Raw genomic sequence first — 14,915 nt, 5'->3', positions numbered from 1 at the left:
TGCGATAGCCGTCACTTGGTTTGCCACGCCAGAGACTACGGCTGCCAGGCTTCGTCGAAGAAGTCGGCGGCAACTACCTTGCCAGGGGACGATCCATCCGGATCTTGGCGGATGTCGATCAGCGTCCAGTCCGGCAGCTTCGGGTTTTGCAGGCTGTTGGTACGATCGTGATCCTCGCGGAACGTCGGACCACTGTTGATCACCAGGTACTTCTGCGTATTCAAAGGATTGGGATAGATCATCAGCGGTACGTGATTGGCCGCGTCGACCTTATGCGCGCCCAGCGAGATCTCTTTCTCATCCCAGGCCAGCGGTAGTTGGCCCATCGTCTTCTTCAGCACCGAGTTGGTCTCTGGGGTGCCCCAGCAGATCAAGTTGTACTTCTTGATGTCGTCGGCCGTAACGTCCTTGTCGAGCTTGGTACGCAGCTTGCCGCGGAACAAAGACTGCCAGCGACTGGCCAGATGCTTGGCTTCGAAGTCGACCCAACGCTGCACGTTGGCGTTGGCCGACTTGCCCGATGGCATCACCACCAGGAAAGGTGCCATGAATGCGTCGTCGATCGGACCTTGCAGTCCTGGCGTCTTGTGGAGCTTGTCGGTCGATGCCGCTTGATCGGTGACTTCCCACTGGTTGCCGCTACGGGCCAGGATGATCGAGTTGGCTGGCTTGTCTCCTTCGTTCACGGTGAGCTTCTGCCCATCGATATCCAGGGTGAACTTCTTGGCCTTGTCCAGATCGATTTTCATCTTGGCAACGTTGCGCGTGACCACCATGAGTTCGTCGTCTTCCTTCCACAACGCGCCAACGCGGCTATCTTCCCAGTGCCGAGTCAGCTCCAGCATTTCGACCCAGTGCATCTTGCCGTATCGCAAGGTGGGCGTCTGGATCGTGACGTTCAGTGGGTATTCGGCCTGACCTTCATCGCGGGCCGCTTTCACCATCGCCAAGATCTGCTCGAGTGTTTCCGGAGCGTACTTGTGACCCATCTTCGGGCCGATCAGGTGGGTTAGCGTCTGGCCTTCCTTCTTGAAGGCTTCTTCCATCACGCGAGCTGCTTGGATCTGCTTGTCTTCTTCACCGCTATATGCCACGACCGGCAGATTGAACAAGTTGGTCGTGTACGAGGGGACATCGTAAACCTGCCACAGCGTTTGCTCGTACTGCGGCGGGTAGTCTTCTTTCTTCAGGTTCTGATAGCGCGCCGTCTCGGCGAAGCCGGCCCCGGGGCTCATCGCGACAAAGTTCTCGGCATAGTGAGCACCGATGTGCCAGCAGCCAGCGCCCCCCATCGAGAAGCCCATCAGCACGATTCGCTTGTCGTCGATGTTGTACTGCTTCTTCACCGCGGCAATCGCATCCATCACGTCGATTTCGCCAGCCGACTTGAAGCCGATACATTGGCGACCGAAAGGATGCAGCACGATCGCATCTTCTGGCGAGATCTGACCGGTCTTGGTCGAGCGTTCATGAATGAAGTGCAGGTCGGTCGCCTTGTCGCCTCGGCCATGCAGCCAGATGTACAGCGGCTGTGGCTTGGAGAGATCGAGGCCTTCCGGAATCACCAGGCCGTACGGCTGCGAGCTGCCGTCGATGCTGCTGGTATAACCACGAACGACCAGCCCTTTTTGTTCTTTCCAGGGAGTTTCATTCTTGGCCAGGCTCTCGGCTCGATTGCGGGCCATGGTCAAACAGGCCTGGGCCTTCTTGATGTCCCCTTCGCCGTAGAACTCGCCATGCTTGATCGCGAACTCGACTGCCTTGCGGTAGACGTCGACATCGGCAAACAGCGGGTTGTTCTTCAAACTGGCCGAGAACTTGTCGACCTCGGCGATCCGAGCTTCCAGGTTCTTCTTGGTCGGCTCAGGCAGGGTGTAGTCGCTCTTGGCCGGTAAACGACGAGTGATTGGTTTGATCGGGTCCTGGGCGAATGCACTGGCGGCAAACAGGCAAACAAAAAGCAGGCAAATCGAAGCGCGATTCATGGCAGGTTGGCTCGCAGGGAAGGAGATTAAGACCGGTGGCCACTGGCGTCAATCGACCCAGTGGCAGGGACAAAACAGCACCGAGAGGGGAAAGTCGGCCAGGAGGTTCTTGGGAGAGAAGACTCCACTCGGCCGACGAGTTCCCATGTCTCGATTTACTTTCGTGGCGTGCGGGACGCTTACTTCTTCACAACCCAAATGTTGCGGTACACAACGGGGTTGCCGTGGCCTTGCAGGTAGATCGCATCGGGGCCTGGGCCTTCCTGGTGACGGCCAGGCGTGTTGCTGGGCAGTTCCAGGTCATCGTGGATAACGACACCATTGTGCTTGATCGTGACGCGTGCGTTTTCGGTCTTCTTGCCGTCGGCATCGTACTTGGCCGCGGTGAAGTCGACGTCGTAGGTTTGCCAGGTGAGTGGTGGGTAGCACATGTTCACCTTCGGCTTGGAAACCTTGTAGATACCACCACATTCGTTATCGGCACCCGACAGGCCGAACGAATCGAGGACCTGGGTTTCGTAGCGGCTTTGAACGTACAGACCGCTGTTACCGCGAGCCTGGCCGCGTGCGTCTGGCTTGAACGGTGTGCGGAATTCGAGGTGCAGCGTGTGATCGCCGAACTTCTCTTTCGATTCGCAGTCGGCCAACAGCAGGTCTTCCTGAACGATCTTGCCGTTGTTCCAGGCATCGGCGCTGGTACCGTCAAACAGAACGATCGCACCTTCTGGGGCTTTCGCGCCGAGGGTCGGGCTCTTGCGTTCGACCTTTTCGAGCGTACCTACTTCGACACCACCTTCGCCAATCACTTCGATCTTGCCATCGTGCAGCGTGGCGACGAAACCTTCGCCTTTGAATTCGACCTTGCCGCCGCTAGCGGTGGCTTCGGCCTTGAGCAGATCGTCGTAGTTGCCGCCCGAGTAACCATCGCCGGGCAGACCGCCTGGGTAGGAAACGGCTTCAAACTTATCGTTGCCCAGGGCAATGACCTGCACGCCGTACTTCACTTCGGCACCGTCGACGGTCACCTTGCCGACGTATTCGCCTTGAAGCTTGTAAGACGCTGGGGCTTCTTCCTGAGTGGTGTACGTTTTGGTGTCGTCCGCGGCGAACAGGGGCAGCGGAGCGGCGACGGCCAGCAATGCGGCCAGAATGAGGTGAGCGAGGGGACGCTGCATGATGAACTCCCAGCAGGTAAACAGGGGGTGGAAAAACAAGGAGAGGGACGTTCCATTGTGGTTCGCCGCACGCAATGATGCAACCATCCTCAATAGATGCTCTAGCTGGCGGTCGAGCGGCGGCGGGGAAAGCCGATCGGGATCGTTTGCGGCGGCAATCGTCGGCCTGCGTGCAGGGCTCGGGTCATTTCCATCTGATCGGTGGGGGCGACGGGACGCAAAAACTCAATCTCGCCACCCCGCTTTGTGGCCACGACCTGGCCGTTCTGCCAGATGAGCGCATTGGTGTGAATCGCCGGAACCTTATGCTCGTCGGTCAGTACACCGGCCAGGTTCAATGGGTCGGTACCACTGACCGCCACCCAAGGATCTTCCTGTTTGGCATCGCGCAGCTTCCGTAGAGCGTAGATCGCTTGTTCGGTGCCATACTGCTCGCCGCCGGCATTCTTCACAAAGCGTCCGCCACGCAGCTCGCCGCGACGTTCCATCCGCCGCAGCATCGGCACCAACTGGGCCCACGACGGGGCGGCCGTCTCGCGGTGCAGTAGGTCACGGAAGATCACCCCGTACCGCGCCACAAGTTGCAAACACCAGCGGTGCAGGTAATCTTCGGCCGAGACCTCCTCGACGATGCCAGGGAAGAGCGACCATCGCCCGGCCCGCGAGGTGGCGTTGCTCTTGCGACGCGTTCGCGACTTCTTCGTACCAGAGTCGTCGACGATCTTTCGCACGGTGCTAAAGCTGTCGCAGGTAATCAAACCTAAAGCGGCCAGTTCACGCAGAGCTTCGTCCAAGTGGGTCGGCAGTAGCTTCGTAAGAATTTTAAGGTCTTGATGAAACAGCGCTCCACGCGCCTTGAGAGCTTCCAGTACTTCTTGGGCGTTGCCGCGTGCGAGGGCTTCGGCCGATTGTCGAACGTCTGGGATGAGCCAGCCTAGGTTCTCACGCTGCACGATCGCCATCGGCACGCTGCGGCGAAGCGAGGCCATGCTCGGGCCTTCTTCCGCGTCACCTTGCGGTGGTCGCAGTCGCCCCCATACCAGTTCGCCGGAAGTCAGTTGATCGTCCAGCCAGTCGGGGTCGTAATCGTCCATGCGCGCCGCGAGCAGGCTTCGTTCCCAGCTACCGGCGGAAGCCTCGAAGCCTTGCAGCAGGTTCATTACCGCGCTGAGGCCGCGAGCCCCCGACGACTTCGTTTCCCGCTGCAGCAGTTGATGCCGCGCGAGGAAACGTAGAAAGACATCGCGCTCGACCGGTTGAATCTGCTGCCGCAATCCGTTGACGGTCAAGCGATGGATACGAGCCAGCAGCCGTCGGTCGCACCACTGCAGGTCTCCTTCGTGCGAAGAGCCAGCGGTTGAATAATGACCCCGCAGGATGATCCCTTCCGCTTCGACCGCTTCGCAGGCGGCATGCACGCTCGATGGCTTCAGTCCCCAGGTCTGGGCCAGTTCTTCGGTCGAGAAGGGGCCCAGGCACGGGGCCACGCTGCGCACCAGTTCGACCCAGGCCTGGTGCGATTCCAACTGCTTTCCGACCCCCTCCGGCACCGTCACGCTGGGCTGGGCCGTTCCGCCAGGCAGGGCTGCTTCTACGATCGAAAGGGTCTCGGTCGCGGTCCATAGCGGCTCGTGACCATCACGCACGTAACGTGTCGCGCGGCCTTGCTTCACCAGGCGATCGAACAAGCTTTGCCATTCTTGCCCTTGCGACTCGGGCAGCGCGACCAGCGAACTGAGCACGTCGTGCAGTTCGTCCGGATCGCGCGCGGTTGGCCAGGCCTCGCGGCGGACCGTGGCGATCGCTTCGGGGGAAAGCTGCCCGAGCTCTTTCATCTCGCCAGGGGCTAGTGTGCGGCGCGTGGTAACGGCTCGCGTACGGCGGTCTTCGAGTCCGGCCGGGTCGAGGAACGAATACGGATTCGCGTTGATTCGTTCATGGGCAAACGGCGACGGCTCGCGCGTTTGCCGGGCAATGAACTGCACTTCGCCCGCTTCGACGGCCCGCAGCATTTCCTTCCAACGCTCGACGTCCATTCCTTCCGTCAAACAGTCGTGCAGGGTTTGCTGTACTAGGGGGTGGTCGGGGTACTTGATGTCTTCGTTGTGGTTTTCGAGGCAACCAACCTGATCGGGGAACGCAGCGGCCAGCAGGTCGTCCGAGCGGAAGCGAACCATGTGGGGCGGGACCTTCTTGCCTCCCATGAAACGCAGGATCGCCAGGGCCCGGGTCGCGTTCCAACGCCAGCGAATGCCGAACATGGGAAACGCCAGCAAGGCTTGTTCGAGCAGTGCCTGACCGTTGTTGGAGTTCAACATCTTGAACATGTCTTCCAACGGAAAGCTGTGCTGCGGACCGAGCGAAAGGACGATGCCGTCGTCGTCGGCGCTGGCTTGCAGTTCGAAGTCGAACGAGCGGCAGAACCGTTTACGAAACGCCAGCCCCCAGGCCCGATTGATCCGCGTGCCTAGCGGGGCATGCACTACCAACTGCATGCTGCCGGCTTCGTCGAAGAACCGCTCGAAGACAATCTTCTTCTGCGTCGGCACCAGTCCCATCGCCGCGTGCTGGGCGGCCACGTAGCGAACGGCCTGCATCGCAGCCCACGCCGTCGCGTGACACTCGGCCTGAACCCACTGCACCGTCTCGACATCGATCTGATCGAACGATGACTCCAGCAGGTCACCCTCTTGCGATTGAATCTTGAATCGCTCGCGGGAAGGATCCTCGGCCGCGGCGACAATCTTGTCGGCGATTTCCTCGCGCAGGTCGGCCACTTCCTTGGAAAGCTCGATGGTGCGGCCAGGCGATTCGCCAAACCAGAAAGGAACACTCGGCGGTTGGCCTTGAGCATCCTGCACGATTACGTCGCTGCCGCGAATGGCCAGCACGCGCCACGAGGTGTTGCCCAATAGAAAGACGTCGCCGGCCTTGCTGTCGACGGCAAAGTGTTCGTCAACGGTCCCTACGACCTGGTTCTCTGGATCCATCACCACGCGGTAGATGGGCATGTCGGGGATCGCCCCGCCAGAGGTCGTCGCGCTGATCCGGGCACCCCGCCGCGGACGCAGCTTGCCGTTGATCCGATCGCGATGGATATGCGCGCCGGTCTTGATCGAACGCGTGACTCCTTCGTTGATCATCTCCAGGACATCCTGGTACTTCTGATACGAAAGGTCGCGGTAAGGCCAGGCACGTTTGAATCGTTCGTACAGCTCCGCTTCGTCCTGCTCTTCAGCGGACACTTCCGCGACGACCTGTTGGGCGAGGATATCGAGCGGAGCGACCGGGATTTCGATGCGGTCGAGTTCCCCCTTCTCGACGCTCCGCATTAGCGCCAGGCACTCGATCAGTTCGTCGCGCGTCAGCGGGAACAAGCGACCTTTGGGGGTGCCATGCAGCGAGTGGCCAGAACGCCCAACGCGCTGCAGGAAGTTGGCAATGCTGCGGGCCGAACCGATCTGCACGACCAGGTCGATATAACCGATGTCGATCCCCATCTCGAGCGAGGCGGTCGCGACGATCGCTTTCAGCTTCCCTTCTTTCAGACGCTGTTCGGCCGAGTGGCGGATCTCTTTGGCCAGGCTGCCGTGATGGCTGGTGATCACTTCATCGCCGAGCACTTCCGTCAGCCGGTGGGCCACTCGTTCGGCCATGCGGCGCGTGTTCACAAAGACCAACGTACTGTGATGTGACTGGATCAGCTTGACCAGTTCGTCATATACTTCGCCCCACTGCTCGTTGGAGCATACGGCTTCCAGTGGGGAAGGGGGGACGCTCACTTCCAGATCGAGCTGACGGCGATGCCCTCCGTCGACGATCGCGCAGTCTGGCACGTTGTTCTCGTCGACCCGCTCGGCACCGACCAGGAAGCAGGCCACTTCTTCGATTGGCTTCTGCGTGGCTGACAAGCCGATGCGGGTTGGGGGCTCGATGCACAGCGCTTCGAGCCGTTCCAGTGTCAGCGTCAGGTGCGAACCTCGCTTGTCGCGCGCCAACGCGTGGATTTCGTCGACAATGACCGTATCGATGTGCCGCAGGGTCTTGCGGCTACGTTCGGCGGTCAGCATCAGGTACAGCGATTCCGGCGTGGTCACCAGAATGTGCGGTGGCCGCCGTGTCATCGCTTGCCGCTGGGACGACGGCGTGTCGCCCGTTCGCACGGCCGTACGGATCTGGGGAGGAAGCATCCCCATGTTCTCGGCCATGTCGCAGATTTCCATCAGCGGCACGTCCAGGTTGCGGTGGATATCGTTACTGAGCGCCTTCAGCGGCGAGACATAGACGACATAGGTGGTGTCGAGCAGATTGCCGGCCAGCCAGCGGCGGAAGAGCCGATCCAGGCAGACCATGAATGCCGCGAGTGTTTTACCCGAACCCGTCGGAGCGGCGATCAGTGTGCAGCGCCCCTGGGCAATAGAGGGCCAGCCAGCGTTTTGGGCCTCGGTGGGCTTGCCAAACCGCTTGGTGAACCAGGCCTGAACCACAGGATGAAATAGCTCGAGCGACATGCTGAGCATTATACCCATGTGTACGGATGTGCATAGGTAAAAGTCGCGAAAGAGACCGCGGATATGCTAACACGCTGAAGCTAAAGTGTTTCCAGCTCTAAGTTTCGCAAAGCGGCTCCCGTATTCCAGGTTCCGATACCCAGCGGCTTGGTGGTGTCTTGCTCGATCCAGATGTCGAGCTTTCGTCCTTCGGGGTTGTACTTAATGATCTCTTCGTCATCCAGCCAAACCTGAACGCTCTTGGGCTGCACGCGGACGCGGATCTTGTACCACTTGTTGTTCTCGAACTCGGTGTAGCCGGTCGTTTCGTTCTCGACAGCCGACATGCCGTCGATACTGGTGATGCCGGTGACGCCGCCCCCCCAGCCGCCGATGATCAGCGTTTGGTGGGCCTCGCCGACGGGGAAGGTCAGACCGCAGAAGAAGTCTCCCCCTTCAACCCGCTTCGCTTCCAGGCGAACTTCGTAGTTCATCTTCGGCGGGTTGCCGTCCAGCACGATCCCCGTGGCCGGGTCTCCTTTGCCCAGCAGAATCTCGCCATCTTTGACCGAGACGTCGCCGTGATCTTCGTAGAAGCCTTTGTCGTTGAGTTTCCACCCTTTCAAGGTTTTGCCATCGAACAGCTTCTGGACCTTCGACTTGGTTTCCTGGGGCTTCGCGTCCCCTTTTTCTTCGGCGACGGCCGGCAGGGCGAACAGGACGAAACAGGTTAGAAGCAGGGCAGAGCGAAGCATCAAGCGAACCTCGGGCAGGCGAACAATGGATTGAGACCTCATCAATCTTCGCACGCACTGTGCTGCAAAGCAACGGTTCCTTCCGATGCTTCTAAGGTTGTGGCCAGGTGTCGGGCTTGCCGGGCATAACGTTGCACGAATTCAAGAAACGGACGCCGCTTGATCGGTTTGGTGAAATAGTCGTCGCAGCCAGCTTCCAGGCAGCGCATCCGATCTCCTTGAAGCGCATGGGCGGTGACGGCCAGAATCGGTTTGGAAAACCCGCTGTCGCGCAGGATCTGCGTGGCCTGGTACCCATCCATGACCGGCATCTGCATGTCCATCAGAATCACGTCGACTCGTGGGTCGCTATCGCATCCGGTTTCGCCGGTCTCGCGGCGGTTAGCGCTGATCCACTCGACCGCTTCCAGGCCGTTGTTGGCCACGGTAACGGTGGCACCTGCTTTTCGCAAGAACGCATTGAAGACCAGCTGATTGTCGACGCCATCTTCGACCAGCAGCACACGGTACCCGTCGAGCCCGACGTCGTCGTTGCTTGGCGTCGTGTTGTCCGCGGGAAGCGAGTTCGAAGTGACTTCCAAGGGAATACTAAGCAGGAAGGAGGTCCCATACCCCACTTCGCTTTCGACATCGAGTGCGCCTTGCAGCGTTTTGACCAGCCGCTGGCAGATCGACAACCCCAGCCCCGAGCCCCCATGGCTGCGCGAAGGTGAGTTATCGGCCAGGTCGAACGGCTCGAAGATCGTTTCCAGGCGACTGGCCGGAATGCCGATGCCTGTGTCGCGAACGATCAGTTGTAGTGCCGGCTTGGGGAAACGCTGGAAGCTGGCTTCGACGGTGATTTCCCCCTCCGGCGTGAACTTGATCGCATTCTCGATCAGACGCTTGAGGATCTGCCGCGTTCGCGTGGCGTCGGTAACAAACTCTGCCGGAATCTCTGGTTGTACACGAACGTGAAACTTCAAGCCTTGTTGCTTGGCTTTCTCTCCGTATAGGTCCTGCACGTCACCCAGGATTGCCGCGATCGATGTCTTCCCCATGTTGGCCAAGGGAAGCGCCGATTCGATGCACGAAAGTTCCAGGATATCGTCCAGCAACTGCATCAACTGATGGCTATTGCGGCTGATCGATTCCAGGGAGGTCGCCGCTTGTTCATCCGTTGAAAGATTTCCCAGCAGATCGGCATGCCCCAGAATGGCCGTGATCGGGGTCCGCAGGTTGTGGCTCATGTTGGTCAGGAATTCGCTCTTGGCATGCACGGCCGAGTTGGCCAACTTGTTCGCCGCTGCCAAAGCGATTTCGATTTCTTTCTTCTCGGTGATGTCGGACGCGGCCCCCAGTACCCGGCCGCGACAAGGACCACTTGATTGAAGCTGCCCACTCAGCGAGTACCAGCGAAAGAGACCATCGGCGTGGCGAATGCGGCACTCAAGCTCAAACCGGTCGGCATTCGCGTTGAACTGCGAATGGATCGTTTCGGTCAGCTTGTATCGGTCGTCGGCGTGAACGCGGCTGAGCCACTGATTGACGTTCTGCGGCAATTGGTCAGACGCAATCCCCAGCATCGTTTGAAAGTGCTGCGAGAGGTACACAAAGTCAATCTGGCGGTCCCACCACCACAGCCCAACATTCCCTTCGACGATTGCCAGGCGGTACCACTGTTGGTGCTGGCGCAGGTTTGCGCGGATTTGCGCTTCCTCGATCAAGTACTTCAGCTTGAAGTCGATCTGCTGCTCGTCGAACTCTTTCCAGTCGATAACGAACGGAGAACGCGAAGTGACAGGGCCCGCTTCGATATAAACGTTCAGGCACTGCCCTAAGACCGCCGGCGATTGCTGCGGGTCCGGCCAGTGCTGATGCGCGTTGCCCTGCGAAGCCATGGCCCAAAAGCACAGGCCAATCGAATCATGAATCAGGTCGGGCCAGCCGTTGGGCTCGACGCACAGAATGTTTTGTGGCAATACGCCACACGCGTGCAGATGCGGCAGAATCCTGGCGGAGTCTGACCCGTCTGCAACGATTGCAATATGGATCTTTTCGTAGTCCATCATCGATTTGCCCCCACGATCCCGCGCGATCGTGAATCAATTCTGGTTCAGTAAATAGTCTTGCCAGGGGTGATGGCACCCCAAAGGCCTTATCTAAACGTAGGACGCAAATCGATCAGCGCTTGCTCCGCGCATGACATTGCAGCAACTTGTTGGCCGGGGCATACCGGTCGTAGCGATTGCGCGGCGGCCAGGGCAATCGCACTATTACCAGTGGTTATCTAGCAGAGTAGATGCCAGGCTAGTTCTTCAGCAATTCTTCGCGGTAGCGGGCCATCACGTCGGCGCGAATCAGAAGGCCGATCAGCACGCGTTTGCCAGCGGTTTGGATTTCGACCGGCAGCGTACCCACGTCGCGGGTACCGAAGTCGCGCAGCGCTTCCAGCAGGTTTTCGTCCGGCGAGACGGCGATCGGCGAGACCATCGCAATGTCATGCGCGTTGACCAGGTACGGAGAGACATCCGTATCGAGCACGCGGTGCAGGTCCTCGGGGCGAATGATACCGTGCAGCGTGCCATCTTCGTTCATCACCGGAATGCTCTCGATATGAGGATTCTCGCGCGCGATCTTGATGATCTGCATCACGTTGTCGGTGTGCTTTACGGTGGGGAACTTACGCACCATCACGTCGCGCACGGCGATGTTTTCGATATGGTGCAGGTCGTGGCTGCGGGCAATCGATTCGCCGCGACGCGACAGCTTCTTTTCATAGATGCTTTCCGGATCGACCCAGCGAGCGATCAAGCTCGAAATGCCAGCGGCGGCCATGATCGGCAGAATGATGCGATAGTCGTCGGTCAACTCGTACACCACCACAATCGCGCTGAGCGTTCCATGCGTGGTGCCGGCCACAACCGCGCCCATACCCACCAGCGCATACGCCCCGGGATGATCGCACCACTCAGGCACAAACAGGTTAAACAGCAACCCGATCACCGCCCCGGTGGTCGCACCGATGAACAAACTGGGCGCAAAGATACCGCCAGAGCCACCCCCGGCCAGGCAAGCACTGGTCAGAAATGGTTTGACCAGCACCAGCGGCAGCAGCCAAATCAGGTGCTGCCACATCTGGTCGCGAGAAAGCCGTATCGATTCTCGATGCGAGTCCCCTGTGGTTTCGTCGGCATCGGTCAGCTTCTGGGCGTTCTCTAAATGCAGCGTATGGCTGATGGCCGCGTAGCCGGTTCCGTATAACGCCGGAATCGGTTCGCGGCGTTCTCGGTCGTGCTGCGATGCGTCTTGCTGGGTTTCGTGCTGGCTAAGCTCTTGCTGAGCCGCCACCGACTGGGCCGGAGCTACCGGGTACAGCACGTAGTAGGTGGTGCCAATCACCCCTAGTAGCAAGCCGCACGCGATCGAGCGGACCCAGTGCTTGGGGATCCAGTATTCCGACTGGTCTTCAAACCAATACAGCAGCTTGGTAAAGCCGACGGCCATCAAGCCGCAGACAATGCCCAGAAAGATGTACGACGGCAGTTCGTGATAGGCACCGTCGAACTTGTGTTGAATATGCGGAAACTCAGGAGCGAGGCCATGCGCCCCCTGATTCTGCTGCACGACATTCGCCAGCACGGCGGCAATCACAATTGCCGAGAGGCTTTCCACCGCGAAGTTCGCCAGGATGATCTCGCTGGCAAAAATCACCCCGGCAATCGGGGCGTGAAAGGTCGCCGAGATACCGGCCGCGGCACCAGCGGCTGCCAGCACTTTGATATTACGGGCCGAAAGCTGAAAGATCTGGGCCGCCGTACTACCAAACGCGGCACCAATTTGCACGACCGGACCTTCGCGGCCGATCGAACTTCCCGTGCCAATACATAGCCCGCTGGCCAACAGCTTCACGATCGCCACCGGCGGTCGAATGACACCATCCTTGCGGGCAATCGCTTTGATCACCTCCGGGACACCGTGTCCGACCGCTTCAGGGTAGTACTTACGGGTATACCACGAGACGATCACCAGACCCACAACCGGACAGACGATCAGGGCAATCAGCCCCAACCAGTGGTGGTGGGCCAGTTGCATGGCCGGGCGAATGGTCCAATCCTCGACCCAATGGATCATCATGGACAGAAAGATCGAACTATAGCCGGCCAGAATACCGACAATCCCAGCCAACGTAATGGTCAACGGCTGCGCAGGGATCGTCCCACGCTTGATATGCAGCGCAAGCCAGTCCTGAACCGGCTGCAACCACCCACGTACCCGAGACCAAGGCATAGCACTCGTAGGGAAAAACCCTCCGGACCCGACCACCGGAGGAGACCAAATTGGGAAGGAAAGAGACCTAGGTTATCAGGGATGCCAGTCCCGTTAAAGGGCGCACCTTCCTCCGAAGTAGTTACAGCTAGATTTCTAGCTTGCTGAATTAAACATCATCGGCACCGGTATCCTGTCTGCTGGTTTCTTCCGAAGCAACCGGAGGGCCTTGGTCGTACCCAATAGCTGTTGCTTTCAGCACCTCTGCAAATCGGTAAATGTCATCGATGGAATCGATGTTCTCCTTGGTGATATTCTTCTCCGAGTCAAATAGACCAATTGATTTCTTGGCCGTGTTGAAGAAGAGCCGACAGATTGGTTTTCGGTTATTGTCATCTAAAAGGACACCGCAATAACTCAACGTGTCTCGCATGAAAACACGACTTGGAGAGACTACCTCACGCAAGATCGATTTGACGGCATGGTAGCCTTCGATCTCTTCTTCCGTCGTTACGATGCCTTTTTCTTCAGTCAATTCTTCGGCGATTTCTTCGTAAGGTTCCACTGGGCTGACCGACGTCGAAGTGTCCGCGCTCAACGCAGAGCTAAGGCGACGGTTGAACATGTCCTGTACGAATTCGTGAAATGCTTGCTTTGTCAGGCCAGTAAATTGTTCTTTCGCAGACTGTGTCAGTCGGCCATCGTAAACTTTAGAAGCAAATAGCTTTACGAATTCTTCTGAAGGGTTCTGCCACTCTTCGGCAAAGACACGTTTGATGCCCTTTGTGTACTTGAGCTGATTGGCCGTTGATAGGATCTCTTCGAGATCGAAGATTTCTTTGGCGAACTTCTTGATCTCACCAACGACCTTCTCTGTTAGGTCGGTAATACGAAAGTCTAAAAACGGACGGGAGTCCATTTTGTTTGGGGAATCGAGGTCAGAGTAGAACTGGTAGTGAACTCCGTCTGTGAGAATCCCGAACCGTGCATCGGTAACGGAGAAGTATCGATAGAGTTGTGACGGAGTGACTCGCGCTAGGTCGGTGCCAATCATTTTGCACTCAAAGAGAATCGTTACTTGCGAGTCTTTCATAATCGCATAATCGACCTTTTCTCCTTTTTTGATACCAACATCAGCCGTAAACTCGGGCACCACTTCCAGGGGATTAAATACGTCGTAACCGAGTGCCCCAATAAATGGCATTACTAAAGCGTTCTTGGTCGCCTCCTCCGTCTTCAATTGCGAAGCCATCTTTTCTGCTCGCGAGGCGAGTTCTTTTAAACGATCAATCAAATCCATTTTGGCGTACCCGTAGGAAGAGGTGGGATAAAGACCCCTAGAATCTACCAAAGTGATCGCCCAATTCAATCAAGCTCCCCAAGGCAATTCACGCCAAATTCAACTTCTCTGCACGAAATGCCAGCAAACAACCGGCATAAATCGGGATTACGTTGAATGGACACCCACCTCATGGAAAGGTCAGCTGTGAACGCCGAAGACTTGCGAAAAATCATTGGAGCTTCCCAGGAACCGGTCGAGTATGCCCCGGTCGCCCTGCTGCTGAAAACAGGCTATGCCTGTTTCGGGCATTACAACGGGAACGTGAACGACGACCTTGCTCAAACGCTGGTTGTGTTGAATGCCCAACTGATGGACCTCAAGGCCGAGGCCCATCGTGCTCGCCCGGCGGCGGAAGACTTTCGCGAGTTCCTGCTGGAGATCGTCGGGGCGTACGATGCCCAGCAGCAAGACGACCTGCCGACCCGCGAGTTCCTCGGCAAGCCGATCCCTCTGGTCGCGATCCCCTTGGAAGAAATCGCGATCGTCTACCCCGTCGCCCAGATCGTGACGATGCTCCAGAGGGTCAGCCCCGAGAAGCGCGAAGAAACGGCAACGCCAGCGCTCTTCGATTTCAACCGCAGCGAAATCCTGAACGTCCTACGCATGAAACTGTGGTAAACGTTCCCGTCCCCCAGTGCCACGCAACGCTGGTAACGATTCTACAAGAACTCTCTAGCTCGGGCGATTTGCTTTGCAGTGGCAGTCTTCACGTTGGGTGGGCCGCAGCTAGGGGGTTGTTTCTTTCTTGGATAGTTTCGGCTTTGTTTACTTGTGATTCGATGGGATTCATCAACCTTCAGGCAGATTGTAAAGTCGAGTCTGGTTCTGGTTTTGCCGGACAGCAGGTCACGCATTGCTGCCTGCAGCAGGTCGATCACGCGAGTTGGGCTGAGCTTGTTGAGCGGGACTTTCGCTTCGTG

The 14,915-nt window shown here is 58.3% G+C and carries 8 protein-coding genes; 1 reads left to right on the top strand and 7 read right to left on the bottom strand.

The window, feature by feature from the left end; genetic code table 11:
- Window positions 1–35: 35 nt before the first annotated feature.
- The 7 genes from C5Y96_RS06015 to C5Y96_RS05985 form a co-directional block, all read right to left on the bottom strand.
- Window positions 36–1,985: a prolyl oligopeptidase family serine peptidase gene (locus tag C5Y96_RS06015; protein WP_105350968.1), complete on the bottom strand. Its 1,950-nt coding sequence runs from the start codon at window positions 1,983–1,985 to the stop codon at window positions 36–38.
- Window positions 1,986–2,164: 179 nt separating this feature from the next.
- Entirely contained in the window at window positions 2,165–3,160 is a 996-nt protein-coding gene (locus tag C5Y96_RS06010; protein ID WP_105350967.1) for a DUF1080 domain-containing protein, read from the bottom strand.
- A gap of 101 nt (window positions 3,161–3,261) precedes the next feature.
- Window positions 3,262–7,671: a DEAD/DEAH box helicase gene (locus tag C5Y96_RS06005; RefSeq protein WP_105351783.1), complete on the bottom strand. Its 4,410-nt coding sequence runs from the start codon at window positions 7,669–7,671 to the stop codon at window positions 3,262–3,264.
- A gap of 80 nt (window positions 7,672–7,751) precedes the next feature.
- Window positions 7,752–8,447, bottom strand: coding sequence for a DUF1080 domain-containing protein (locus C5Y96_RS06000; protein WP_105350964.1), 696 nt, complete (start codon window positions 8,445–8,447; stop codon window positions 7,752–7,754).
- On the bottom strand, window positions 8,447–10,456 hold the full coding sequence (locus C5Y96_RS05995; protein WP_105350962.1) for a PAS domain-containing hybrid sensor histidine kinase/response regulator: 2,010 nt from the start codon (window positions 10,454–10,456) through the stop codon (window positions 8,447–8,449). The genes C5Y96_RS06000 and C5Y96_RS05995 overlap by 1 nt, the downstream gene beginning before the upstream one ends.
- A 238-nt stretch (window positions 10,457–10,694) precedes the next feature.
- Window positions 10,695–12,674, bottom strand: a complete 1,980-nt coding sequence (locus tag C5Y96_RS05990; protein WP_105350960.1) for a chloride channel protein — start codon at window positions 12,672–12,674, stop codon at window positions 10,695–10,697.
- Between the two features lie 148 nt (window positions 12,675–12,822).
- Window positions 12,823–13,953, bottom strand: a complete 1,131-nt coding sequence (locus tag C5Y96_RS05985; RefSeq protein WP_105350957.1) for a type I restriction enzyme HsdR N-terminal domain-containing protein — start codon at window positions 13,951–13,953, stop codon at window positions 12,823–12,825.
- Between the two features lie 171 nt (window positions 13,954–14,124).
- Here C5Y96_RS05985 and C5Y96_RS05980 point away from each other — a divergent pair, with 171 nt between their 5' ends.
- Entirely contained in the window at window positions 14,125–14,613 is a 489-nt protein-coding gene (locus C5Y96_RS05980; protein WP_146115534.1) for a hypothetical protein, read from the top strand.
- Window positions 14,614–14,915: the final 302 nt, after the last annotated feature.

Source organism: Blastopirellula marina, assembly GCF_002967715.1.
GTDB lineage: Bacteria > Planctomycetota > Planctomycetia > Pirellulales > Pirellulaceae > Bremerella > Bremerella marina_B.
Note: the sequence above shows the minus strand (reverse complement) of the source record. Positions and strands in the feature narration are given on the sequence as shown.